This window comes from Streptomyces venetus, assembly GCF_039540295.1.
GTDB lineage: Bacteria > Actinomycetota > Actinomycetes > Streptomycetales > Streptomycetaceae > Streptomyces > Streptomyces venetus.
The window spans coordinates 1-24,180 of record NZ_BAABET010000001.1 but is presented as its reverse complement, the minus strand read 5'-3'; the positions used below and the strand labels follow the sequence as shown (position 1 = coordinate 24,180).

Sequence of the window (24,180 nt, the reverse complement as noted above, 5' to 3'; positions counted from 1 at the left end):
TCGTGGTCAGGGCCGCTCTCCGCGCTTGACCTGCGGCTTCGGCAGCCGGAGCCGGCGCATCTGGAGGGAGCGCATCAGGGCGTAGGCGACGGCGCCGCGCTTGTTCTCACCCGCGAAGCGCTCGTTCAGCTGCTTCTTCAGACGGAAGGACGAGACGAAGGAGTCGAGCACGATCAGCACGATCACCACGAGCCACAGCAGCAGCGCGATGTTCTGCAGCGAGGCCACCCGCACCATGCTCAGCACGAGGATGACCACGGCCATCGGCAGGAAGAACTCCGCGATGTTGAACCGCGAGTCGACGAAGTCGCGGGCGAACCGGCGCACCGGTCCCTTGTCGCGGGCGGGCAGGTACCGCTCGTCGCCGCTCGCCAGCGCCTGGCGCTGGCGCTCCAGCGCGGTGCGGCGCTCCTCGCGCTGGCGCTTGGCGGCCTCCTTGCGCGTCGTCGACGTGTTGGCCACACTGCGGCGCTGCGACTGGGCCGCACTGCGCTTGGGCGTGGGGCGGCCCTTGGGGGCCTCGGGGTGACGGGGCTGACTGGAGTCGGTCACCGGCGCCTTGTCGGCGGCCTGGGCCTTCTCATCCTTCGCACGGCTACGGAACACAAAACCCAAGGGTAAGGGCTTCCCGGGCATGGACCCCAGCCCCCTGGGGAACGATCCGGCAACACCAGTCGTCAGTAAGGGGACAGAGGGGACGTTGTGTACGGCTCCGGTCGTTCCCCGGGACGTAAGCCTCCGGTAACCCCGGGGACCACCTACTCCCTACGCCGGAGCAGGGGCCGGTGCAGTCGTCCTTGGGGATGAGCGCATCCGTCCCCGAACAGTGCGGTAATGGATGCAGGGCCCGTACTGTGGGTTCTGTCGCAGGAGCTGGAGCCGGAGTCGGTCAGAAGGGGGCGCGCGAAGCCCATGAGCGGTGTCATGAAGCGTATGGGGATGATCTTCCGCGCGAAGGCGAACAAGGCCCTTGACCGGGCCGAGGACCCGCGCGAGACCCTCGATTACTCGTATCAGAAGCAGCTGGAGCTGCTCCAGAAGGTCCGCCGCGGCGTCGCCGACGTGGCGACCTCCCGCAAGCGCCTGGAGCTCCAGCTGAACCAGCTGCAGTCGCAGTCCACCAAGCTGGAGGACCAGGGCCGCAAGGCGCTCGCGCTGGGCCGGGAGGACCTGGCCCGGGAGGCGCTGTCGCGCCGCGCCGCCCTCCAGCAGCAGGTGACCGACCTGGAGACCCAGCACGCGACGCTCCAGGGCGAGGAGGAGAAACTCACTCTCGCGGCCCAGCGGCTCCAGGCCAAGGTCGACGCCTTCCGTACGAAGAAGGAGACGATCAAGGCGACGTACACGGCCGCGCAGGCGCAGACCCGGATCGGCGAGGCCTTCTCCGGCATCTCCGAGGAGATGGGCGACGTCGGCCTGGCGATCCAGCGCGCCGAGGACAAGACGGCCCAGCTCCAGGCCCGCGCCGGCGCCATCGACGAGCTCCTCGCCTCCGGCGCCCTGGACGACCAGTCCGGCATGCAGAAGGACGACATCCAGGCCGAGCTGGACCGGCTCTCCGGTGGTACGGATGTAGAGCTGGAACTGCAGCGCATGAAGGCCGAGCTGGCCGGGGGCTCCGGTGACGCTCAGCAGGCCATCGAGGGTGGCACGAGCCGGCAGCAGTCGCAGCAGCAGCCGCAGGACACCCCGCGCTTCGACAAGCAGTAGGGGCCACGCCTAGGAGGGCGACATGATCGTACGGATCATGGGGGAGGGCCAGGTGAGGCTGGCCGACGGCCATCTCACCGAGTTGAACAAGCTGGACGACGAACTCCTGACGGAGATGGAGAACGGCGACGGCCCCGGCTTCCGCCGCACCCTCCAGGCCCTGCTGACCCGGGTCCGCGACCTGGGCGACCCCCTCCCCGACGACTCCCTGGAACCCTCGGAACTGATCCTCCCGTCCCCCGACGCGACGCTGGAGGAAGTAAGGGAACTCCTCAGCGACGACGGCCTGATCCCCGGCTGAGACACCCAGCTGCGGGCAGTCGTGCCGCTGGGGCGATGGGGGTCCCCCCTGCTCGAGCGAAGCCGAGAGCTTGGGGGAGGGTGGGCGCAGGCGGCACCCCGCTACGCCGGGCTGCGCAACCCCCGCCCCCAGCCCCCCACGCCGAGCACCTCAAACCGGGCCCGGTTTCCCAGCCACGCCCCCAGCCCCCACGCCGAGCACCTAACACCCGGCCCGCCGACCTCCCAGCCCCGCCCCCCATACCCCCGCACACCCACCCCGGCTACCGTAATCAGCCGTGAGCACCCTCCAAAGGGCCAAACACCAGGCCAAGGCCCACCCCCTGGCCCTGGACGCCGCCCTGGCCGCAGCCGTCCTGACCTGCATGGTCGCCGGCTCGTTCGTGGAGCCCCGCCACCCCGGCAACGTCAGCTGGAACCTCCGCACCCCCGACCCCCTCAGCCTCGTCCTCATCACCCTCGGCGCCGCCGCCCTGGTCTTCCGCCGCCGCGCCCCCATGACGGTCCTCGTCCTCACCGGCACGGTCTCCGTCATCGAGTCCGTCACCGGCGACCCCCGCGCCCCCGTCGCCATGTCCGCGGTCATCGCCCTCTACACCGTCGCCTCCACCACCGACCGCCCCACCACCTGGCGCGTCGGCCTGCTCACCATGACCGTCCTGACCGGTGCGGCCATGTCCGCCGGCCCCCTGCCCTGGTACGCCCAGGAGAACCTCGCGATCTTCGCCTGGACCGGCATCGGCGCCACCGCCGGGGACGCGGTCCGCAGCCGCCGCGCCTTCGTCCAGGCCATCCGGGAACGCGCCGAGCGCGCCGAACGCACCCGTGAGGAGGAGGCCCGCCGGCGGGTCGCCGAGGAGCGCCTGCGTATCGCCCGCGACCTGCACGACGTCGTCGCCCACCACATCGCCCTGGTCAACGTCCAGGCCGGCGTCGCCTCGCACGTCATGGACAAGCGCCCCGACCAGGCCAAGGAGGCCCTCTCACACGTCCGGGAGGCCAGCCGCTCCGCCCTCAACGAGCTGCGCGCCACCGTCGGACTGCTCAGACAGTCCGGCGATCCCGAGGCCCCCACCGAACCCGCCCCCGGCCTGGACCGGCTCGACGAACTCACCGGCACCTTCCGCAACGCCGGCCTGCACATCGAGGTCGCCCGCGCCGACCAGGGCATCACCCTCCCCGCAGCCGTGGACCTGGCCGCCTACCGGGTCATCCAGGAGGCCCTCACCAACGTGCAGAAACACGCCGGACCACAGGCCAAGGCCGAGGTCAGCGTCGTCCGGGTGGGGCCGAACATCGAGATCACCGTGCTCGACGACGGCACCGGCGAGGACACGACCCCGGACAGCGGCGGCGGGCACGGGCTCCTCGGTATGCGGGAGCGCGTCACCGCCCTGCGCGGCACCCTCACCACCGGTCCCCGCTACGGAGGCGGCTTCCGCGTCCATGCGATCCTGCCGGTCGAGAACCGCACAGCGACCGGGGAGGCCCCCGCATGACCATCCGTGTCCTGCTCGCCGACGACCAGGCGCTGCTCCGCAGCGCCTTCCGGGTGCTCGTCGACTCCGAGGCGGACATGGAGGTGGTGGGGGAGGCGTCCGACGGCGCCGAGGCGGTGCGGCTGACGAAGGAGCGGCACGCCGACGTCGTCCTGATGGACATCCGGATGCCCGGCACCGACGGACTCGCGGCCACCCGCATGATCAGCGCCGACCCCGACCTCTCGGACGTCCGCGTGGTCATCCTGACGACGTTCGAGGTCGACGACTACGTGGTGCGGTCGCTGCGCGCCGGCGCCTCCGGGTTCCTCGGCAAGGGCTCCGAGCCCGAGGAACTGCTGGCCGCCATCCGCATCGCGGCCGGCGGCCAGGCCCTGCTGTCCCCGGCGGCCACCACGGGACTGATCTCCCGTTTCCTCGCCCAGCAGGACCCGGACGACCTCGGCCACCGCGACCCCGCCCGCGGCGAGCGGCTGGCCTCGCTCACCGGCCGGGAGCGCGAGGTGCTGGTCCAGGTCGCGGGTGGACACTCCAACGACGAGATCGCCGAGCGGCTGGAGGTCAGCCCGCTGACGGTGAAGACGCACGTCAACCGGGCCATGGCCAAGCTGGGCGCCCGGGACCGGGCCCAACTCGTGGTCATCGCGTACGAGTCGGGCCTGGTCCGTCCAAGGGTGGAGTGAGCTCGACCCGGGTGTACTGCGGCCGGAGTATGCGCCGCATAAGGAACGGGACCTGGGGCCTACGGATCGGCCCTCCACCATGGCTCAGGGTGTAAGGGCGGGTGCTCATCTGCGCGCTCGCTGCCGCTTCTGCCGTTAAACAGAAGAGAGACCCTCACCCATGTCCTGGCTGTCAAAATTCAGCCTCGCGCAACGGGCCCTCATCGGGCTGATGTCGATCATCGCGCTCGTCTTCGGGGCGATCGCGATACCCCAGCTCAAGCAGCAGCTGCTGCCCACCATCGAACTGCCCATGGTGTCCGTGCTGGCGCCGTACCAGGGCGCGTCCCCGGACGTGGTCGAGAAGCAGGTCGTCGAGCCCATCGAGGACAACCTCGAAGCCGTCGACGGCATCAGCGGCGTCACCTCCACCGCCAGCGAGGGCAACGCCGTGATCATGGCGTCCTTCGACTACGGCAACGACACGAAGCAGCTGGTCGCCGACGTCCAGCAGGCCGTCAACCGGGCCCGTGTCCAGCTCCCGGACGACGTGGACCCGCAGGTCGTCGCCGGTTCCACGGACGACATCCCCACCGTCGTCCTCGCCGTGACCTCCGGCCGGGACCAGCAGGCCCTGGCCGATCAGCTCGACAAGACCGTCGTGCCGGACCTGAAGAGCATCGACGGCGTCGGCCAGGTGACGGTCGACGGTGTGCGGGACCTCCAGGTCGCCGTCACGCCCGACGACGCGAAGCTGGCCAAGGCCGGCCTCACCTCGCAGTCCCTCGTCCAGGCCCTCCAGGCGGGCGGCGCGACCGTCCCGGCCGGTTCCTTCGACGAGGACGGCGCCAACCGCACGGTCCAGGTCGGCGGCGGCTTCTCCTCGCTGAAGCAGATCCAGGACCTGATGGTCACGGGCGAGCCCGGCAAGGGCGAACCGGTGCGTCTCGGCAGCGTCGCCGAGGTGAAGCAGCAGGAGGCCGCGGCCGACTCCATCACCCGCACGGACGGCAAGCCCAGCCTCGCCGTCGCCGTCACCATGGACCGCGACGGCAGCGCGGTCGCGATCTCCGACGCCGTCCAGGACAAGCTCCCGGACCTGCGCAAGGACCTCGGCTCCGGCGCCACCCTCACGGTCGTCAGCGACCAGGGCCCGGCCGTGTCGAAGTCCATCAAGGGCCTGACCACCGAGGGCGCGCTCGGTCTGCTCTTCGCGGTCCTGGTGATCCTGGTCTTCCTGGCCTCGATCCGCTCCACCCTCGTGACCGCGGTGTCGATCCCGCTCTCCGTGGTCCTCGCCCTGATCGTGCTGTGGACCCGCGACCTGTCGCTGAACGTCCTGACGCTCGGCGCCCTGACCATCGCCATCGGCCGGGTCGTCGACGACTCGATCGTGGTCCTGGAGAACATCAAGCGGCACCTCGGCTACGGCGAGGAGCGCAACTCGGCCATCCTCAACGCGGTGCGTGAGGTCGCCGGGGCGGTGACCTCCTCGACGCTCACCACGGTCGCGGTGTTCCTGCCGATCGGCCTGGTCGGCGGCATGGTGGGCGAGCTGTTCGGCTCGTTCAGCCTGACGGTCACGGCCGCGCTGTTGGCGTCCCTGCTCGTCTCCCTGACGGTCGTGCCGGTCCTGTCGTACTGGTTCCTGCGTCCGCCGAAGGGCACCCCGGAGGACGCGGCCGAGGCCCGCCGGATCGCGGAGGAGAAGGAGGCCAAGAGCCGCCTCCAGCGCGTCTACGTCCCGGTCCTGCGGTTCGCCACCCGCCGCCGCCTCACCAGCGTGGCCCTCGCGATCGTCGTCCTCGTCGGCACGTTCGGCATGGCGCCGCTGCTGAAGACGAACTTCTTCGACCAGGGGGAGGTCGAGGTCCTCACCGTCAAGCAGGAGCTGAAGCCCGGCACCAGCCTGGAGGCGACCGACGCCCAGGCGAAGAAGGTCGAGCAACTGCTCGCTCGCACCGAGGGCGTGAAGGACTACCAGGTCACGATCGGCTCGTCCGGCTTCATGGCGGCCTTCGGCGGCGGCACGGACACCAACCAGGCGTCGTACCAGGTGATGCTGGACGACTCGGCGTCGGCCGAGGACGTCCAGAACAGCATCGACAAGGGCCTGGCCGGGCTGAAGGGCATCGGCACGACCACCGTCGCCGCCGGTGACGGCTTCGGCAGCCAGGACCTCAGCGTCGTGGTCAAGGCCGCCGACTCCGACGTTCTGCGTACGGCGTCCGAGGAGGTCCGCAAGACGGTCGCCTCGCTCGACGACGTCAAGGACGTCACCAGCGACCTCTCGCAGAGCGTGCCGCGCATCTCGGTGAAGGCCAACGACAAGGCGGCCGCCGCCGGCTTCAACGATCAGACCCTCGGCGCCGCCGTCGCCCAGGCCGTCCGCGGCACCAACGCCGCCAAGGCGATCCTGGACGACACCGAGCGCGACGTCGTCATCCGCTCCGCCAAGCCCGCGCGGACGCTCCAGCAGCTGAAGGACCTGCGCCTCGGCACGGCCAAGCTCGGCGACATCGCCACCGTGCGGATGGTCGACGGACCGGTGTCCATGACCCGTATCGACGGCCAGCGCGCGGCCACCATCACCGCGAAGCCGACCGGCGACAACACGGGCGCGGTGAGCACGAAGCTCCAGTCCGAGATCAACGCGCTGAAGCTCCCGGAGGGCGCCACGGCGTCGATCGGCGGCGTCTCCGAGGACCAGGACGAGGCGTTCGCCAACCTGGGCCTGGCGATGCTGGCGGCCATCGCGATCGTCTTCATGCTGCTGGTCAGCACCTTCCGGTCGCTGGTCCAGCCGCTGATCCTGCTCGTCTCCATCCCGTTCGCGGCCACCGGCGCGATCGGCCTGCTGATCGCCACCGGCACACCGATGGGCGTCCCCGCGATGATCGGCATGCTGATGCTCATCGGCATCGTGGTGACGAACGCGATCGTGCTGATCGACCTGATCAACCAGTACCGCAAGCAGGGCCACGGAGTCGTCGAGGCCGTGATCGAGGGCGGCCGGCACCGGCTGCGCCCGATCCTCATGACGGCCCTGGCGACGATCTTCGCCCTGCTGCCGATGGCCCTCGGCATCACTGGCGAGGGCGGCTTCATCGCCCAGCCGCTGGCCGTGGTCGTGATCGGCGGTCTGGTCACGTCGACGCTGCTCACCCTCCTTCTGGTCCCGACGCTGTACGCGATGGTCGAACTCCGCAAGGAACGCCGGGCGAAGAAGCGCGCGGCGAAGAAGGGCCTCCCGGCCCAGCGGGACGCCGAGCAGGTGTCGGAACCGGCTCAGGTCTGACAGCCGTACGCACGGCGAGGGGCGCCCTGTGACTCATGCTCACGGGGTGCCCCTCGTCGTGCGTCGGGGACCATCCGTTCGTGTGATGAGGCGGTGACCCGGGCCTGTTGATAACCTGTGCGTTATACGTTCCGAGCTATGAGCTGGGAGATCATCCTTACTCCCGAGGTCCACGATTGGTTCCTCGGGCTCGACGACACCAGCGCGTCCTTGGTCCGTGACGCCGTCGAGTTGCTGGCGGATCATGGACCGACGCTGGGCAGGCCTGCCGTGGACCGCATCCATGGGTCACAACTTCACAATCTGAAGGAGCTGAGACCGGGATCATCCGGCAGAAGCGAGATCCGCATCCTCTTCTTGTTTGACGCTGCACGACGGGCCGTACTGCTCGTGGCCGGGGACAAGGCGGGAAACTGGGACGGCTGGTATCGCGACGCGATCAAGCTTGCCGAGGAACGGTACAACCGATATCTCGAGACCCCGAGTGAGGAGATCGAATGAGCAAGCACTACCGGTGGGAGACCTCACTGGACGCCAGGCGCTCCGCAGATCCGGGGATCGACGCCGCTGAACGCATCGCTGCGGCACGCACAGCGAGGGAAGCGGCCACCCTGGGACACCATCTGGCCGAACTCCGTCGACAGCGCGGTCTCACCCAGGCCGAGGTGGCGGAGAAGATGGGCGTCTCACAGGTTCGCGTGTCGCACATGGAGAACGGTGACATCGACCGCATGCAGGTCGAATCCATTGCCGCCTACATCGCGGCCCTGGGCGGGCACCTGCGCCTGGTAGCCGACATCGGCGAGGTCAGCACGACGTTTGTCGACTATACGGACCTCCTCACCGCCTGATCGGCGAGGCGCGCTGCGGATCGTGGCGAGCCCGGGGGCCCGGCTGTCGGACGAATGAGCCGGGCGGGTAGTCAGAACTGCGGGGGTGGCGGGCGGAAGCGGGGTTTGCGCAGGTGAAGGCCCGACTGCCGCAAGCGGAGGTTGAGCGGTGCCCGAAGGGGTACGGAGCGTGCCTCCGGACCGATGAGGAAGTGGGCCTCGGGGATGCGCCCAGCGCCGGTGTGCAGCGTCGGCGAGCTCGGGCAACCGGCGAGGTCCAGCATCATGCGAGCGGTCGCATGGGCCTTGGCGACGGACTCGCCTGCGGCGAGATTGCGGTGGAAGACCCGCGCATATCCGCGTGCGTGAACGTCGGCGACCTCGGCCTGCCAGCCGATGACGGCGGGAACCGCGTCGCTGAACTCCTTGGCCAGGTGGGCGGTCCAGCAGGCGTTCAGGACGAGCAGGTGGAGGCCGTTGGCGGTGGCAGCGGTGACACAGCGGCGCAGGCCGTCGAGGGCGACCGGTGCCTCGCCGCCGTCGTCGGTGACGAATCGCGGGCCGCCGTCCCGTGTGCCGCGCCCTGCGAAGTGGAGTACCTCGGGTGTGGTGTCGGCCAGGTACTGGGCCAGGTCGTCCCAGCGGGCGGCTGGGAGGGTGTCCAGCCGGACGGTGTGGCCGTAGCGGGAGTACGTGATGCTCTGCTGGACGTCGCGGTGCTCCTCCAGCACGTTGGGCACGTTCGGGAGGGCGGGGGCGGCGGCCAGGACCAGGCAGACCACGTACGCCGGTGTCATGGGCGGGTCTGGGTGAGGGCTTGGACCAGGCGGAACCAGTGGGCGGTGTGCTGCGGGTCGGGGGAGCGGGTGGCCAGGGTCGCCAGCTCGGAGGTGAGCCGGTTGCGGGTCTCCGGGTCGGCTTCGGATGCCGCTTGGCTGAGGGCGTCCAGGTCCAGTGACTCGGCTTCGCCGGCGAGGAGGAGGGCGGCCTGGTGGTGTGTGGCGGAGGAGAGCTCGTCGTCGAAGACCAAGCCTTCGACGGCGGCGGCATACGCGAGTGCCTGGGCGTCACTGTCGTTCAGAGCGCGGAGAACATGCCGCTGGAGAACGTCTCGTTGCTGGACGCACTGGAACGCGGTGTCGATGTCCTCGGTGCGGGCGATGCGCAGGAGGGCCGCGTGAACCGCGATGCCGGGGGTGACATCGTCGGTTCCGGTGAGGGTGTTCTCGGCGGACTCGTCGAGGAGGAGTTCGCTGTGCTCCTGGAAGAAGCGCTTCGAGTCGTCCCAGCTCTCGCACGCCAGCCAGCCGTAGAGCGTGTCACGGAGGATCAGAGCCGCAAAGACGGCGTCCATGCCTTCGGAGAGGACCAGTTCCCTGATGTGCTGGTGCTGCTCGGCGACCGGCCAGACCAGCGCCAACTCCGCCAGTGCTGTCGCGGCTTCGTCGGCGCCGAGGGCGTCGGCGTGGCGTGACCAGAAGGTACGGCTGTCCGTCCAGGTGGGCGTGTTCACCCACTCGACGACCAGGTTCAGAGTGTCCTCCGAGAGTGACAGCCAGTCAGGGGTCGGAGTGTCTGTCTCCTGCTGCCAGAGCTGCTCCAGAGACTCGCGATTGTCACAGGAACCATGGGCGTGGGCCCGGAGCATTCGCCGGGCGCGCAGGACGATCTCGCCGGATTGGTCGACCGACTCGTCGTTGGCAAGGCGGAGGAGACCCTGCAGACCGGATGTGCGCGTGGGCTCGGGACGTCCGAGCTGGAAGGCCGCACGCTCGTACTCGATCGCGCGTGAAGCGGCCGGATGGCTGTGAGTGAGCCCGGCGGCCGTGTCCGTATAGGCCTGGATGGCGGCTGGTTCGTCTCCGGTGTCGGCCAGGTGAGCGGCGAGGTTGTTGAGTGATCCGGCGAGGTCGGGGAGGTAGGCGGCGGGGTTGGTGCGGGCGAGCTCGCGTTGGATGCGTACGGCTTGGTGGGCGGGTTCGAGGGCGCCTTGTGGGTCTCCGGTGTCGGCCAGGCGGTTGGCGAGGTTGTTGAGTGATCCGGCGAGCTCGGGGAGGTAGGCGGCGGGGTTGGTGCGGGCGAGTTGGGTGTAGTGGCGTACGGCTTGGTGGGCGGGTTCGAGGGCGCCTTGTGGGTCCCCGGTTCCGGCCAGGTGGTTGGCGAGGTTGTTGAGTGCCATGGCGAGGTCGGGGAGGTAGGCGGCGGGGTTGGTGCGGGCGAGTTGGGTGTAGTGGCGTACGGCTTGGTGGGCGGGTTCGAGGGCGCCTTGTCGGTCTCCGGTTCCGGCTAGGCGGTTGGCGAGGTTGTTGAGTGCCATGGCGAGGTCGGGGAGGTAGGCGGCGGGGTTGGTGCGGGCGAGCTCGCGTCGGATGCGTACGGCTTCGTGGGCGGGTTCCAGGGCGCCTTGTCGGTCTCCCGTGTCGGCCAGGTGAGCGGCGAGGTTGTTGAGTGATCCGGCGAGGTCGGGGAGGTAGGCGGCGGGGTTGGTGCGGGCGAGCTCGCGTCGGATGCGTACGGCTTGGTGGGCGGGTTCGAGGGCGCCTTGTCGGTCTCCGGTCCCGGCCAGGTGGGCGGCGAGGTTGTTGAGTGCCATGGCGAGGTCGGGGAGGTAGGCGGCGGGGTTGGTGCGGGCGAGTTGGGTGTAGTGGCGTACGGCTTGGTGGGCGGGTTCGAGGGCGCCTTGTCGGTCTCCGGTCTCGGACAGGTGGTTGGCGAGGTTGTTGAGTGCCATGGCGAGGTTGGGGAGGTAGGCGGCGGGGTTGGTGCGGGCGAGTTGGGTGTAGTGGCGTACGGCTTCGTGGGCGGGTTCGAGGGCGCCTTGTCGGTCTCCGGTCCCGGCCAGGTGGTTGGCGAGGTTGTTGAGTGCCATGGCGAGGTTGGGGAGGTAGGCGGCGGGGTTGGTGCGGGCGAGCTCGCGTCGGATGCGTACGGCTTCGTGGGCGGGTTCCAGGGCGCTTTGTCGGTCTCCGGTGTCGGCCAGGTGGTTGGCGAGGTTGTTGAGTGATGTGGCGAGGTTGGGGAGGTAGGCGGCGGGGTTGGTGCGGGCGAGCTCGCGTCGGATGCGTACGGCTTGGTGGGCGGGTTCGAGGGCGCCTTGTCGGTCTCCGGTCTCGGAGAGGCGGTTGGCGAGGTTGTTGAGTGCCATGGCGAGGTTGGGGAGGTAGGCGGCGGGGTTGGTGTGGGCGAGTTGGGTGTAGTGGCGTACGGCTTGGTGGGCGGGTTCGAGGGCGCTTTGTCGGTCTCCGGTGTCGGCCAGGTGGTTGGCGAGGTTGTTGAGTGATCCGGCGAGGTTGGGGAGGTAGGCGGCGGGGTTGGTGCGGGCGAGCTCGCGTCGGATGCGTACGGCTTCGTGGGCGGGTTCCAGGGCGCCTTGTCGGTCTCCGGTCTCGGAGAGGCGGTTGGCGAGGTTGTTGAGTGCCATGGCGAGGTCGGGGAGGTAGGCGGCGGGGTTGGTGCGGGCGAGTTGGGTGTAGTGGCGTACGGCTTCGTGGGCGGGTTCGAGGGCGCCTTGTCGGTCTCCGGTCCCGGCCAGGCGGTTGGCGAGGTTGTTGAGTGATCCGGCGAGCTCGGGGAGATAGACCGTGTCTAGATGAGCCAGGTCCCTGTAAATGTCGCTCGCCTCGCGAGCGAGTTCCACGGCAGCCGTGTGATGCGCGTTCCCCGACAAGGTGACGGAGGCCTCGACCAGTGCCTTCGCCAGATGCGGCAGGGCGTTCTCCCGGTCCCACACCACAAGGTCACGCAGCATGTCGATGCCCGGCCCCGGGACGCTGGCCAGCGCCGCGTGGCGGGCCAGCCAGGTCCGTACGTACGGATCGACCCCCTCCCAGTCACCCACCTCGGCCTGCCGCTTGAGGACATCCACCACCGCCCCCAGCACGACCACCTCGGCGGCCACCCCCTCGGGCCCCTCGCGCCTCCTCAGATGTGACACGAACTCCCGGTGATACAGCCGGTACACGGCCTGAGCGCCCGCACCGTCCTCGACGATGTAGCGGCCGTAGGCGGACAGGACCCAGTCCACGTCGCCCTCGTCGTAGACGACACCCTGCCCACCGAGCGCCGAGGCCACCGCCTCCCAGACTCCGCCGGCGGGCATGCCCCGGCCGGCGGCCCACGCGAGCGCCGTGAGGAGGTCCCGCGCCGCCGAGGGGAGTTCGGTGCCGTCGTCGCGCTTCAGCCGTGGGCCGGAACGCAGGTCCTCCTCGAACGCGGCCTTCACGGAGTCGGGCAGCCCGGCGAGCAGGTCCTCGGTGTCCCGGACGCCCCCGGGCTCTCGGAGCCGTGCCACGAGGAAGCCCGTGACCAGCCGGGCGAAGAGGAACCCCCCGTCCTGTGCCGTCGCGCGGTCCGCCAGGGCCTCGGCGACCCCGGACCCGTCGACCTCGGCGGCCTCGCAACGCCGCCGTACGTACTCGGCGATGTCCTGCCGGGTGTCCGGCTCGGCCTCCAGGTTCACGGTCGTGACGCTGTCGCCGATGTGGCGGACCAGGGCGTCCGGAAGCGTCTCGCCCTCCTTGAGCCTGCCCCGGAAGGGCCGTTCGCGGGAGCCGACCAGCACCGGGAGCATCCGGCTCAGCGGAAAGACCAACTCCTCGATCACGCCCTGGGTGTGCTCGGCCGGCACCTCGTCGAGACCGTCGAGGACCAGGACGGGAAGCGTCGGGAGATCGCGCAGCTCGGCTCTCAGGGCGTCCGCGTTCCTCGGCTCGCGCAACCCCAGCCGGGCGGCGAGTTCGGCGGCGGCCTGTGTCGCGTCCAGGCCCCGCAGATGCACGGCCGCGAAGGCCCGGGCGTCCCGTACACCCGGGTCCGGGTCACCCTCCCGGAGGGCTCCCTGCCGGACGGCCTCCTGGCGCTGCTCGGGGTCCGCAAGCGTCGCGACGCGCCCGAGCACCGCCGACTTGCCGCACCCGGCTGGTCCGGTGACCAGGAAGAGACCGGGAGCCGCCGCCTCCATCCACGTGATGATCTCCCCGAGCACCCGCTGCCGTCCGCTGAAGAACCAGCCCTCCTCCCGGTGCCCCACGCCGCGAGCGGCGAGCACCAGGTGCTCCACGAGGGTCGGCGCCGTCCCCGGCCGGGCGAGGGGATTGGGAAACGCCGGACGTTCGTCGCCCACGGCGGCGCGCGCGGGCCGCTGGCCGCCCTCCGCGTCCCATCTGGTCGGCAGTGCCGCCAGCAGCTCGACCCCACTGACCAGCTCGTTGTGCGCGCTCCACGCACTCAGGTACTCGTCCGTCCGTGGCCCCTCCCGCAGCACCGCCGCCAGTGCCCGCAGCAGCGGTCCGTCGCCGTCCGAGGTCTCGTTTCGCTGGCAGCTCGCCATGCTGCCGAGCCACTTGGTCCGGCCGGGCGGGAGGGAGATCTCGGACCAGTGCTTCAGGGCGGTTCGGACGCCGTCCCCGACACCGTCTCCCGCATAGCAGGTGTCGACGACCACCAGAATCTGATCGGCTTCCGAGGAGACCGCGTATCCGATCAGCTCTTCGGTGGACACGCCCTGCCTGCGTATCCGGACCTTCCGCGTCCCCACATGGTCGCCGGGATTCAGATCGCTGAGGACGAGCCGCAGTTCGTCGTCGGCGAGGACACCGTGCCCCGACCAGAGGATCAACGCGGGTTTACGGCCCCCCGAGCGCCGCCAGCCCTCGCTCCACTCCTCGACCTCCCGGTCGAAGGCAGCCCGGTCCGGGTTGCCCCCGCCCACCAGCCGCACGTCGAAGCCCAGTCCTTCGAGGAGGCCGGCGATCTCCTCCATCTGGGCCTTGGCGCCCACCAGTTGGGGGAAGGTCCGAGAGTCGTCGTACGACTCGCACACGACGCACAGCGCGGTGGCCCTGAACTCCGGAGCCTCACTCATCCTCGGTGCCTTCTTCCCCCGCGTGCTCCATCACCAGCGTCAACGCCGTCACCGAGGCCTCCGGAGCGTGCCGTGCGCCGACCCTCAGCCGGTGCGCTCCGGGGGCGAGACCGGTGAGCGGAGCGGTGTAACGCCCGTCGCCCCGGTTCCACAGCGAGCGTTCCGGGCCGTCGTCCACGCTCAGGGCGAGCGCCAGCTCGTCGTGACCCGGGACGTCCCTGGGGACCGACACCTCGACCTCCGCCGCCTCGCCTACTGCCAGGACTTCCGGCGCGCGCACCCCGAGCGGCCTTGCCGCCGCGTAGTCCTCCGGACCCCGGTGCACCGGCAGCTCAGGCGTGAGCCACCCCCACAGCGCCCAGCGGACGGCGGGGTTGTTCTGCAGCGAACCGTGCTGTTCCCACGGGGTGTACGCGGGGCGCCGTACGCCCGTGAGGTGGGCGCTGGACAGACGGGGTACGCGCCCGTCGCCGCCCTCGTCCGCGTCACCGATGGTGAGCAGCGGCGAGAGCCGGCCGTCGCCCCCCGTCCGGGCCGTGGTCGGAGTGGGCTGCAGAACCCCGCTCACCGGCAGGTACTCCACCCCGTACGCGGCTGCCGTCCGGGACTCGCGCAACGCCGAATGGAACTGCGCCGCGTCCTTGAGCAGGGCTTCGTCGACCCCCGGCAGCCCGGTGACCTCGCGCGCGTACCGCAGGCTTTCCACACTCCTGCCGCCACCCTCCAGACACGCGTAGTCCGGGGTGAGCTGATGCAGGGACGGCAGGCTGCGTGCGAACCGCGCCAGATCCAGCCGAAGCGGGCCGATGCCCGGCCGCAGCCCGTTCACCAGGTACAGCAGGGCGTCCAGCGAGCCCCGGTACGGCGTCCCGAGCGTGATCACCCGACGGGTGACCTCCGCGCCGCCGCCCAGCTCGACGTACTGCCGAGTCACCAGCCCGCCCATCGAGTGGCACACGAACACGACCCTGGCCTCCGCCCGCGCGGAGGCTGAGGCCCGCCAGCGGCCGAGTTCCTCCTCCACCCGCTCGCCGAGTCGTTCGGCGTTGTACCGGCAGGAGAGCCGCCAGTCGTACGAGAAGTCCACCAGGTTCACCGGTGTGCGAGGGGCGTCGCCCGGCAGCCGCCGTCGCAGGGTGAAGTGCCGTTCCAGCCAGTCCAGCAGTCCGTTGTAGCCGTCGACGAGTGGCCCGACGCCGGGAAGAGCGTGGAGATCGGGCATCGGTCCGGCGGGCCGCACGCCGTCACCGGGGTGGCCGTCTCCCAGGTCGGACGGGAGGACCAGCCGGGTCACGGACCTTCCGAAGGTCCTGATCCCTCGTAACAGGGCCCTACCCGAGAGCCCCCATAACTCGTTGCCGCATCCGTCAGCCGGCTGCCCATGATCCCCGGAACCACGACCACGAGATCGTCGACCCGGCCGCGCTGTGTCGCCATGCCGCCCCTGTATGTGCGCGTCGTGCTGTGAGGGGTCAGCGTAATGATGGCGGAGTGGGCCGGACACGATGAATGCGGAACTTGTCCGCACGAAACGCGAAATGCGCTCTGGCCTGCGTGGAGAAGGGGCGACGCCGACCCACAGTCGATGTCACCCCTTCGTGCCCCGCTACGGGTTACGGCAGCGCCAGCATCCGCTCCAGGGCCAGCTTCGCGAACGCCTCGGTCTCCCTGTCCACCTCGATGCGGTTGACCAGGTTGCCCTCGGCCAGCGACTCCAGGGCCCAGACCAGGTGGGGCAGGTCGATGCGGTTCATGGTCGAGCAGAAACAGACCGTCTTGTCGAGGAAGACGATCTCCTTGCCCTCGGGCGCGAAACGGTTCGCCAGGCGGCGGACCAGGTTCAGCTCCGTGCCGATGGCCCACTTGGAACCGGCCGGCGCGGCCTCCAGGGCCTTGATGATGTACTCCGTCGAGCCGACGTAGTCCGCCGCGGCCACGACCTCGTGCTTGCACTCCGGGTGCACCAGGACGTTCACGCCCGGGATGCGCGCGCGCACGTCGTTCACCGAGTCCAGGCTGAAGCGGCCGTGCACCGAGCAGTGGCCGCGCCAAAGGATCATCTTCGCGGCGCGCAGCTCCTCGGCCGTCAGCCCGCCGTTCGGCTTGTGCGGGTTGTAGACGACGCAGTCGTCGAGGGACATGCCCATGTCGCGGACCGCGGTGTTGCGGCCGAGGTGCTGGTCAGGGAGGAAGAGGACCTTCTCGCCCTGCTCGAAGGCCCAGTCCAGGGCCCGCTTGGCGTTGGAGGAGGTGCAGATCGTGCCGCCCTGCTTGCCCGTGAAGGCCTTGATGTCGGCGGACGAGTTCATGTACGAGACGGGCACGACCTGCTCGGCTATGCCGGCCTCGGTCAGCACGTCCCAGCACTCGGCGACCTGTTCGGCCGTCGCCATGTCGGCCATCGAGCAGCCGGCGGCGAGGTCGGGCAGGACGACCTTCTGGTCGTCGGACGTCAGGATGTCCGCCGACTCCGCCATGAAGTGCACACCGCAGAACACGATGTACTCGGCCTCCGGACGCGCCGCCGCGTCGCGGGCCAGCTTGAACGAGTCACCGGTCACGTCGGCGAACTGGATGACCTCGTCGCGCTGGTAGTGGTGCCCCAGGACGAAGACCTTGTCCCCGAGCTTCTCCTTCGCCTTGCGGGCGCGCTCCACCAGGTCCGGGTCGGACGGCGAGGGCAGGTCGCCGGGGCAGTCCACGCCGCGCTCACTCTTCGGGTCGGCCTCACGGCCGAGGAGCAGCAGGGCGAGGGGCGTCGGCTGTACGTCGAGCTCCTGGGGCTGGGCGGTGGTCACTACACGCACCCTTTCTGTTCCGCGACTTTTCGTCGATTTGACGCTATCTATCATAACCGCTTCACGTCACTTTGACGATGGCCATAGCGTCTGTGTGACGTGAATCCCGATGAGTGGCCGTTCATTCCCGGGAAGACCCGGAAAGAGCCGTTTTCCGGTTCCCGGCGCGTGTGCGAGCATGAAAAGGAGCCGAGATCGAGCGCCCGGCCCGGAATGAATCCGCGGCCCCGCCGGTTGGACCCGTCGGCAAGCAGTCTCCGTACAACCCGGGAGAGATGTAGATGTCCGTATCGGACGAGACCACCACCGTCAGCGACGGCATCATCCTGACCGACGCCGCCGCGGACAAGGTCAAGACCCTGCTCGACCAGGAAGGCCGCGACGACCTCGCGCTGCGCGTCGCCGTCCAGCCCGGCGGCTGCTCCGGCCTGCGCTACCAGCTCTTCTTCGACGAGCGTTCCCTCGACGGGGACGTGGAGAAGGACTTCGGCGGCGTGAAGGTCGTCACCGACCGCATGAGTGCCCCGTACCTGGGCGGTGCCACGATCGACTTCGTGGACACCATCGAGAAGCAGGGCTTCACGATCGACAACCCGAACGCGACCGGCTCCTGCGCCTGCGGCGACTCCTTCAGCTGAGCCCGCCGCGCCGCCACGGCGGCATCGGACACGACGAAGGCGGCGGCCCCCTCCGACGGGGCCGCCGCCTTCGCGCTGTGCGTACTACCTACCTTCGCGCTGTGCGTACTACCGCGCCCGCGTCGGGGGAGCCGGCAGCCGCGCGCCCTCCTTGGCCAGCGGGATCGCCTTGCCGTCCGAGCCCACGACCGCGCGGTCGCCCAGCGGCTCGTCCAGCCGCACCGTCTGCTGGAACTTCTTCGCGATCATGATGCAGACCTTGTCCGGCCAGGCCTTCGAGGTCACTGTGACCGTCACCTCGTCCGCCGTCCCGGTCGCCTTCACGTCGTAGTCGGCGCACACCCCGCCCGTGAAGGTCACCGTCAGCTCCGAGCCCTCGGCCCGGTAGCCGTCCACCTCGACGTTCCGCGGCCCGGGCGCCGACGTCGGCTTGTCACTCGGCCGGCTGGACTCGGGCGTGGCCAGGAACTTCGGGTCGACCGCCGGATACGTCACCGTGAACGGGTCCTTCGCACCCGGCGCCGTCACCTCGAACAGCCAGGACGGCACCAGCGCCTGCCGCCCGTCCACGAAGTGCGAGGCCAGCCCGAACACGGCCTTCTCGACCGTCACCGCGTCCTGCTCGGGAGCGCCGCTCGCCGACGACCCGCAGGGCTGCTCCAGCCGGTCCTTCTGCGGCACGGGGCTGGCGCAGCCACCGATGCCCATGCGGTGGTCGCTCTGCGGCCGCTCCTCCATCAGCTCCAGCGCCTTCTCGGCGCTGACCACGGGGTACGTGTCGCCCTTCACCGGCGTGCTCAGCTGTCCGCTGCCGCCGACGACCTCGCCGCCGGAGCCGACCGTCACCCCGGTGGTCCAGCCGTGCGTCGGCAGTCCGCCGACCTCGGGAGCGGCGTTCACCACCCGCTGGGCGCCCATGACCTGGCTCGCGTCGCGCTTCGCGTCGTCCTGACCCAATGCCTTCAGCACGGGCGCCGCGGCCTTCTCGGCCTCCGCCTCACTCACGGGCGTGCCGTCGCCCCGCGGAGCGTCGCAGCGGTCGGTGCCCTTGCAGTCGTCGGTGCCCGGGGTGTACCGGCTGAACGTCCAGGTCCCCGGGGCCTCCTTGTTCACCTGGAGGTTCGGCCCGGTGCCGTCCTGACCGGCACCGACCTTCCAGACCTCACCCTGCGCGACCGGCGCCCCGTCGACGCCGAGGGCCTTCGCCAGCCGGGCCACGTCCGCCTTGGTGACCTGGCCCTGCGCCCGGTACACCGGGGCTTCGCCGGGGCCGTCCGGGAGCGTGCCCGCGACCTTGTAGGTGGCGCCGTACGGGTTGGGCTCCCCGGGCGCGATGCCGTTGCCCTCGCCCGGCGTCGACTCCGAGTACCCGTCGAGCGCGAGCGGCGGGGGAGTGCCGTCCCCACCCGGCGCACCGGGCGTCGCACCTCCGCCGGACCCGCCCGAGGCGTTGGCGGCGAGCCAGGCCCCACCACCGCCGATCAGCAGCACGGCGGCGGCGACGGAGGCGATGATCGCGGGTGTCCGGGGACGCCCACCGCCGTGCCGGGCCTGGTCCTCCTCGTCGCGCGGGATGTCACCGTGCGGCGCCGGAGCGCCCGAGGTGGTGCCAGGACCGGGCTCCGGGGCCGCCTCGGACGCGGGGTCCTCCTCGGCACCGGTGTTTTCCGGGGCGGCCTCCCGAGCCGGTGCCGCTGCTGGTGCCGGTGCCGACTCGGTCCCCTCCGCCTCCGCCTCGTCCCGAGGCTCTGCCTCCGCTTCGTCCGGAGCCTCCACCTTCGCTTCTTCGCGTGCCGCGGCCCTCGCGTCTTCCTCCCGCGCCCCGGCCTCCGCGGCAGCCGGTTCTCCGTGGGGCTGCCCGTCCTCGGCCGTGTCCGCCTCGGCCGTGGCCGCCTCCGCCGCTCCGGCTGCCGCGTCGCTCTCCCCGGCCTCGGCCGCCTCGGCGTCCGCCGCGTGCTCCCCGGTCTCCGCAGAAGCCGCGGCGTCTGCCGAAACCCGCTCCTCGACCTCCGGGGCGTCGGCGGTTCCGGCGTCGCCCGCTGCCCTGGCGTCGTCGTCGTTCTCGGGTCGCTCGGTGTTCACCGCATCGCTCCTTCGGCTGCACAGCTGTCCCATGGGACCCTGCCCGGTCGCAATCGGGCCGCTGAGTAGGTCGTATCCCGCCTCCCCTTTACGGGGGACGGCGATGGGACGCAGCGGGGGAGCGTGCGGTTCCCCTGAGGGCGCCGCTCAGTCCCCGTAGTCCGACATCGCGTCGAGCAGCCGCGCCGACGCCGGCGGTACCTTCACACCGTGGATCAGGGCCGGGGACACCGGCCGGGAGGCGATCCGGTCGGGAGCCGCCCAGTGCGGAGCCATCCGGGCACCGTCACCCGGCAGCGACGCCAGATCACCTTCGAGGTCGACCGGAGCGGGCACCTGGATCTTGAGGTTCGTCATATCGGAACCGTATGCACGCCGGACCTCGCGGAGAAAGATCTACTATCGGGTAGTTTCGTCGCCTTCAGAGCGGCCCCGTCCACCCGATAGCGTGAACTGTCAAGGTCCGCCTCCCTCAGGAGAATCCACGCCGTGCGCATCGCAGTCACCGGCTCCATCGCAACCGACCACCTCATGACCTTCCCCGGACGCTTCGCCGACCAGCTCGTAGCGGACCAACTGCACACGGTCTCGCTGTCGTTCCTGGTCGACAAGCTCGACGTCCGCCGTGGCGGCGTCGCGGCGAACATCGCGTTCGGCATGGGTCAGCTCGGCACCCGCCCGATCCTGGTCGGCGCCGCGGGCGCGGACTTCGACGAGTACCGGGCCTGGCTCGACCGGCACGGCGTCGACACGGAGTCCGTCCGCATCTCCGACACGCTGCACACCGCCCGCTTCGTGTGCACGACCGACGCCGACCACAACCAGATCGGCTCCTTCTACACCGGTGCCATGAGTGAGGCCCGCCTCATCGAGCTGAAGACCGTCGCCGACCGCGTCGGCGGTCTCGACCTGGTCTCCATCGGCGCCGACGACCCGGAGGCGATGCTCCGCCACACGGAGGAGTGCCGCTCCCGGTCGATTCCGTTCGCCGCCGACTTCTCCCAGCAGATCGCCCGTATGGACGGCGAGGAGATCCGCATCCTGCTCGACGGGGCGACGTACCTCTTCTCCAACGAGTACGAGAAGGGCCTCATCGAGACCAAGACCGGCTGGACCGACGCGGAGATCCTGTCCCGGGTGGGCCACCGGGTCACCACGCTCGGCGCGCAGGGCGTGCGCATCGAGCGGGCCGGCGAGGACCCGATCGAGGTCGGCACGCCGGACGAGGAGCGCAAGGCCGACCCGACGGGTGTCGGCGACGCCTTCCGGGCGGGGTTCCTGTCCGGACTCGCGTGGGGTGTGTCCCTGGAGCGTGCGGCGCAGATCGGCTGCATGCTGGCGACCCTCGTCATCGAGACGGTGGGGACGCAGGAGTACCAGTTGCGGCGGGGGCACTTCATGGAGCGGTTCACCAAGGCCTACGGGGACGAGGCCGCCCAAGAGGTTCGGGGGCATCTGGGCTGACCGTCGTCGGCTGCGGGTGCGTGGGGGCCGGTCGCGCCCCGCGGCGGCAGCCGCATGCCGACACAGCCCCGCGCCCCTGAGTGACTCAGCTCGCTCGGCGGATCAAGTAGGAGGTTCCTTGGTCCGCCGGCTCCTCACCGACGTACTCCTGGCCCCGCATCTCGCACCACGCCGGGATGTCCAGGCGGGCGGCCTCGTCGTCCGACAGGACCCGGACCAGGCCGCCCACGGGCACGTCACCGATGACCTTGGCGAGCTCGATGACCGGGATCGGGCACCTCTTGCCCAGGGAGTCCACGACGAGCGCGTCGGCCTCCCGCACCACCGTCTCCGGCACCGGCGCCCCCAGCTTCTCCCGCACCGCCGTCACCGCCCGGGGGAGCACCTCCAGGAACCTCTCCACCTCCTCCTCGGCCGCCCCGAGCGGCAGCGAGACCCGCACATTTCCCTCGCTCAGCACACCCATCGCCCGCAGCACGTGGCTCGGCGTCAGCGTGCTGCTCGTGCAGGACGATCCGGACGAGACCGAGAAACCCTCGCGGTCCAGCTCGTGCAGCAGGGCCTCGCCGTCGACGTAGAGGCAGGAGAAGGTGACGACCCCGGGCAGCCGGCGCACCGGATCACCGACGACCTCCGCGTCGGTCACCAGCCGTGGCACCCGCGACCGGATCCGGTCCGTCAGCTCGCGCAGGCGCACCGCCTCCTCGGCCGCCTCGGCCCGTACGGCCCTGAGCGACGCGGCCGCCGCCACGATCGCCGGGATGTTCTCGAAACCGGGCGCCCGCCCCGACTCCCTCTCGTCCACCGGCCCTTGCGCCGCGAAGCGCACCCCCTTGCGCACCGCGAGCAGCCCCACCCCGGACGGACCGCCCCACTTGTGCGCACTGGCCGTGAGCAGCGACCAATTCCCCGCCACCGGCCCCCACCCCAGGGACTGCGCCGCATCCACCAGCAACGGCACCCCGGCCTCCCGGCACAGCTCCGCCACCGCGGCGACCGGCTGCTCCGTGCCCACCTCGTGGTTGGCCGACTGCAGACACGCCAGCGCCGTGTCCGCGCGCAGGGCGTCGCCGTAGGCCGCCGGGTCCACCGCCCCGCCCCGGTCGACGGCCACCTGGGTGACGGATCCGCCGTCGGCCTCGTGCGCCTCCGCCGAATGCAGTACAGAGGAGTGTTCGACCGCCGACACGATCAGGTGACGCCCGATCCGCCTCCGCCCGGCCAGCGCCCCGGCAATCCCGGTGTGCACGGCACGGGTTCCCGACGAGGTGAAGATCAGCTCGTCCGGACGGCACCCCACCGCCTCTGCGGTGGCCTCCCGCGCCGCGTCGAGCAGCATCCGGGCCCGGCGCCCCTCCCTGTACAGCCGCGCAGGATCCGCCCACCCTTCGTCGAACGAGGCCAGCAGAGCCTGGCGGGCGACGGGATGAAGAGGAGCACCGGAAGCAGCGTCGAAGTAACCCACACGGCAACGCTAGAACGTCCGTGGGAGCGGCGAACCTCAGGGGCGCGGGGAACGGCGCGAACAGCCACAAACCACCCGCAGCCGCCAATTCGGCTAACCGCCCGGGTGAGTAGGCACCCCTCCTCGATAACCCCCGGAGGGCGTCGGCTAGGGTTTGGTCCGCATAAACATCCAAACCCCTGCCCGACGCAGGGCGGCGACCGACCAGCGAGAAGGCCAGGCCGCAGCCGACCGCGCGGGCGAGACTCTCGGGAAGGCGCTACGTGAGTCCCAACGGCTCCGACCGCTCGCCGCGGCGCCCGATGCGGCGGAAGCTGCTGCAGGCACTGACCGCGGGCCTGGTCTTGGCGACAGCCACCGGTTGCTCGTACAACTGGGAAGACTTCCCCCGCCTTGGTATGCCCACCCCGACCACGGAAGAGGCTCCGCGGATCCTCTCCCTGTGGCAGGGTTCCTGGGCGGCTGCGCTCGCCGTCGGCGTGCTGGTGTGGGGTCTGATCCTGTGGAGTGCTTTCTTCCACCGGCGCAGCCGCACCAAGGTCGAAGTTCCTCCGCAGACCCGGTACAACATGCCCATCGAGGCGCTGTACACCGTGGTCCCGCTCATCATCGTCTCGGTGCTGTTCTACTTCACCGCCCGTGACGAGTCCGAGCTGCTCAGCCTGAAGAAGAAGCCCGACGTCACGGTCAACGTGGTCGGCTTCCAGTGGAGCTGGTGCTTCAACTACATCGAGCCGGTCGCCGGTTCCACCGGTGACGCCAAGAAGTCCCCGGACCTGGCGGCGATCCCGGACCGATTCAAGGACGACTTCCCGGCCGACGCCGGCGGCGTCTACGACTGCGGCACCCCCGGCACGCGGAACCCGCAGACGGGCAACCCGGGCCCGACCCTGTGGCTGCCCAAGGGCAAGACGGTCCGCTTCGTCCTCACCTCGCGCGACGTCATCCACTCCTTCTGGGTGGTGCCGTTCCTGATGAAGCAGGACGTCATCCCGGGCCACACCAACGCCTTCGAGGTGACCCCCAACAAGGAGGGCACCTTCCTGGGCAAGTGCGCCGAGCTCTGCGGCGTCGACCACTCTCGGATGCTGTTCAACGTGAAGGTCGTCTCCCCCGAGCGCTACGAGCAGCACCTCAAGGACCTCGTGGAGAAGCAGCAGAACGGTTACGTTCCTGCCGGCATCGCGCAGACGAGCCACGAGAAGAACCGGGAGACGAACAACCTGTGAGCATCCTCAACGAACCCCAGGGTGCCGCGGCAGCAGGGTCCCATTACGAGGACGAGCTGCCGGTCAGGCGCCAGAACCGCGGCAGTGTGGTCGTCAAGTGGCTCACCACCACTGACCACAAGACGATCGGCACGCTGTACCTGGTCACGTCGTTCGCGTTCTTCGTCATCGGCGGCGTGATGGCGCTGCTGATGCGCGCCGAGCTCGCCCGGCCTGGTCTGCAGATCATGTCGAACGAGCAGTTCAACCAGGCGTTCACGATGCACGGCACGATCATGCTGCTGATGTTCGCGACGCCGCTGTTCGCCGGTTTCGCGAACTGGATCATGCCGCTGCAGATCG

At 70.3% G+C, this 24,180-nt stretch carries 19 protein-coding genes; 11 read left to right on the top strand and 8 right to left on the bottom strand.

What is annotated here, in order from left to right; genetic code table 11:
• Positions 1-6: 6 nt before the first annotated feature.
• On the bottom strand, positions 7-606 hold the full coding sequence (locus ABEA82_RS00095) for a DUF3043 domain-containing protein (protein WP_345659220.1): 600 nt from the start codon (positions 604-606) through the stop codon (positions 7-9).
• A 306-nt stretch (positions 607-912) separates the two neighbouring features.
• Between ABEA82_RS00095 and ABEA82_RS00090 the strand changes: the two genes are divergently transcribed.
• The 7 genes from ABEA82_RS00090 to ABEA82_RS00060 all read left to right on the top strand — a co-directional run bounded on the left by ABEA82_RS00090 (position 913) and on the right by ABEA82_RS00060 (position 8,320).
• Positions 913-1,710, top strand: a complete 798-nt coding sequence (locus ABEA82_RS00090) for a PspA/IM30 family protein (protein ID WP_003989706.1) — start codon at positions 913-915, stop codon at positions 1,708-1,710.
• Positions 1,711-1,732: 22 nt separating this feature from the next.
• Positions 1,733-2,011: a PspA-associated protein PspAA gene (gene pspAA, locus ABEA82_RS00085; RefSeq protein ID WP_003989705.1), complete on the top strand. Its 279-nt coding sequence runs from the start codon at positions 1,733-1,735 to the stop codon at positions 2,009-2,011.
• Between the two features lie 277 nt (positions 2,012-2,288).
• Positions 2,289-3,509 carry a sensor histidine kinase gene (locus ABEA82_RS00080; protein ID WP_345659219.1) on the top strand — a complete coding sequence of 407 codons (1,221 nt, stop codon included), beginning with the start codon at positions 2,289-2,291 and terminating at the stop codon, positions 3,507-3,509.
• On the top strand, positions 3,506-4,192 hold the full coding sequence (locus ABEA82_RS00075) for a response regulator (RefSeq protein ID WP_345659218.1): 687 nt from the start codon (positions 3,506-3,508) through the stop codon (positions 4,190-4,192). Before ABEA82_RS00080 ends, ABEA82_RS00075 begins: the two co-directional genes overlap by 4 nt.
• Before the next feature lie 160 nt (positions 4,193-4,352).
• Complete coding sequence (locus tag ABEA82_RS00070; RefSeq protein ID WP_345659217.1) at positions 4,353-7,469, top strand: efflux RND transporter permease subunit; 3,117 nt, start codon at positions 4,353-4,355, stop codon at positions 7,467-7,469.
• A gap of 138 nt (positions 7,470-7,607) precedes the next feature.
• The gene (locus ABEA82_RS00065; RefSeq protein WP_345659216.1) at positions 7,608-7,970 is read left to right on the top strand and encodes a type II toxin-antitoxin system RelE/ParE family toxin; all 363 of its coding nucleotides are present in this window, start codon (positions 7,608-7,610) and stop codon (positions 7,968-7,970) included.
• On the top strand, positions 7,967-8,320 hold the full coding sequence (locus ABEA82_RS00060) for a helix-turn-helix domain-containing protein (protein WP_345659215.1): 354 nt from the start codon (positions 7,967-7,969) through the stop codon (positions 8,318-8,320). The genes ABEA82_RS00065 and ABEA82_RS00060 overlap by 4 nt, the downstream gene beginning before the upstream one ends.
• Before the next feature lie 71 nt (positions 8,321-8,391).
• On the opposite strand, the gene ABEA82_RS00055 is transcribed toward ABEA82_RS00060, so the two are convergent.
• The 4 genes from ABEA82_RS00055 to nadA all read right to left on the bottom strand — a co-directional run bounded on the left by ABEA82_RS00055 (position 8,392) and on the right by nadA (position 16,960).
• On the bottom strand, positions 8,392-9,096 hold the full coding sequence (locus ABEA82_RS00055) for a CHAT domain-containing protein (RefSeq protein WP_345659214.1): 705 nt from the start codon (positions 9,094-9,096) through the stop codon (positions 8,392-8,394).
• A complete protein-coding gene (locus ABEA82_RS00050) occupies positions 9,093-14,162 on the bottom strand; it encodes a tetratricopeptide repeat protein (RefSeq protein ID WP_345659213.1) in 5,070 nt (1,689 codons plus the stop codon). The genes ABEA82_RS00055 and ABEA82_RS00050 overlap by 4 nt, the downstream gene beginning before the upstream one ends.
• Entirely contained in the window at positions 14,155-15,456 is a 1,302-nt protein-coding gene (locus ABEA82_RS00045) for an esterase/lipase family protein (RefSeq protein ID WP_345659212.1), read from the bottom strand. Before ABEA82_RS00045 ends, ABEA82_RS00050 begins: the two co-directional genes overlap by 8 nt.
• A 319-nt stretch (positions 15,457-15,775) precedes the next feature.
• Positions 15,776-16,960, bottom strand: coding sequence for a quinolinate synthase NadA (gene nadA / locus ABEA82_RS00040; RefSeq protein WP_345659211.1), 1,185 nt, complete (start codon positions 16,958-16,960; stop codon positions 15,776-15,778).
• Between the two features lie 281 nt (positions 16,961-17,241).
• Here nadA and ABEA82_RS00035 point away from each other — a divergent pair, with 281 nt between their 5' ends.
• On the top strand, positions 17,242-17,598 hold the full coding sequence (locus ABEA82_RS00035; RefSeq protein WP_003989692.1) for a HesB/IscA family protein: 357 nt from the start codon (positions 17,242-17,244) through the stop codon (positions 17,596-17,598).
• Positions 17,599-17,706: 108 nt separating this feature from the next.
• On the opposite strand, the gene ABEA82_RS00030 is transcribed toward ABEA82_RS00035, so the two are convergent.
• Both ABEA82_RS00030 and ABEA82_RS00025 read right to left on the bottom strand, forming a co-directional pair.
• Positions 17,707-19,680 (bottom strand): hypothetical protein, encoded by a 1,974-nt coding sequence (locus ABEA82_RS00030; RefSeq protein ID WP_345659210.1) that lies wholly within the window; start codon positions 19,678-19,680, stop codon positions 17,707-17,709.
• A gap of 147 nt (positions 19,681-19,827) precedes the next feature.
• Positions 19,828-20,037, bottom strand: coding sequence for a hypothetical protein (locus tag ABEA82_RS00025; RefSeq protein ID WP_345659209.1), 210 nt, complete (start codon positions 20,035-20,037; stop codon positions 19,828-19,830).
• A gap of 132 nt (positions 20,038-20,169) precedes the next feature.
• Here ABEA82_RS00025 and ABEA82_RS00020 point away from each other — a divergent pair, with 132 nt between their 5' ends.
• Entirely contained in the window at positions 20,170-21,144 is a 975-nt protein-coding gene (locus ABEA82_RS00020) for a carbohydrate kinase family protein (protein WP_345659208.1), read from the top strand.
• Positions 21,145-21,229: 85 nt separating this feature from the next.
• Here the strand turns inward: ABEA82_RS00020 and ABEA82_RS00015 are convergent, their stop codons facing one another.
• Positions 21,230-22,609, bottom strand: a complete 1,380-nt coding sequence (locus ABEA82_RS00015) for a cysteine desulfurase/sulfurtransferase TusA family protein (protein ID WP_345659207.1) — start codon at positions 22,607-22,609, stop codon at positions 21,230-21,232.
• A gap of 263 nt (positions 22,610-22,872) precedes the next feature.
• On the opposite strand from ABEA82_RS00015, the gene ctaC reads away from it, so the two are divergent.
• Both ctaC and ABEA82_RS00005 read left to right on the top strand, forming a co-directional pair.
• Positions 22,873-23,838 carry an aa3-type cytochrome oxidase subunit II gene (ctaC, locus tag ABEA82_RS00010; RefSeq protein ID WP_345659206.1) on the top strand — a complete coding sequence of 322 codons (966 nt, stop codon included), beginning with the start codon at positions 22,873-22,875 and terminating at the stop codon, positions 23,836-23,838.
• Positions 23,835-24,180: cbb3-type cytochrome c oxidase subunit I (locus tag ABEA82_RS00005; protein WP_345659205.1), on the top strand; the 346-nt coding region annotated here is incomplete at its 3' end. The genes ctaC and ABEA82_RS00005, both read left to right, overlap by 4 nt.

Coding starts and splice junctions, on each gene's coding strand:
- ABEA82_RS00090 (WP_003989706.1), top strand. CDS start 913: ATGAGCGGTGTCATGAAGCGTATGGGGATGATCTTCCGCGCGAAGGCG.
- pspAA (WP_003989705.1), top strand. CDS start 1,733: ATGATCGTACGGATCATGGGGGAGGGCCAGGTGAGGCTGGCCGACGGC.
- ABEA82_RS00075 (WP_345659218.1), top strand. CDS start 3,506: ATGACCATCCGTGTCCTGCTCGCCGACGACCAGGCGCTGCTCCGCAGC.
- ABEA82_RS00070 (WP_345659217.1), top strand. CDS start 4,353: ATGTCCTGGCTGTCAAAATTCAGCCTCGCGCAACGGGCCCTCATCGGG.
- ABEA82_RS00065 (WP_345659216.1), top strand. CDS start 7,608: ATGAGCTGGGAGATCATCCTTACTCCCGAGGTCCACGATTGGTTCCTC.
- ABEA82_RS00060 (WP_345659215.1), top strand. CDS start 7,967: ATGAGCAAGCACTACCGGTGGGAGACCTCACTGGACGCCAGGCGCTCC.
- ABEA82_RS00055 (WP_345659214.1), bottom strand. CDS start 9,096: ATGACACCGGCGTACGTGGTCTGCCTGGTCCTGGCCGCCGCCCCCGCC.
- ABEA82_RS00050 (WP_345659213.1), bottom strand. CDS start 14,162: ATGAGTGAGGCTCCGGAGTTCAGGGCCACCGCGCTGTGCGTCGTGTGC.
- ABEA82_RS00035 (WP_003989692.1), top strand. CDS start 17,242: ATGTCCGTATCGGACGAGACCACCACCGTCAGCGACGGCATCATCCTG.
- ABEA82_RS00025 (WP_345659209.1), bottom strand. CDS start 20,037: ATGACGAACCTCAAGATCCAGGTGCCCGCTCCGGTCGACCTCGAAGGT.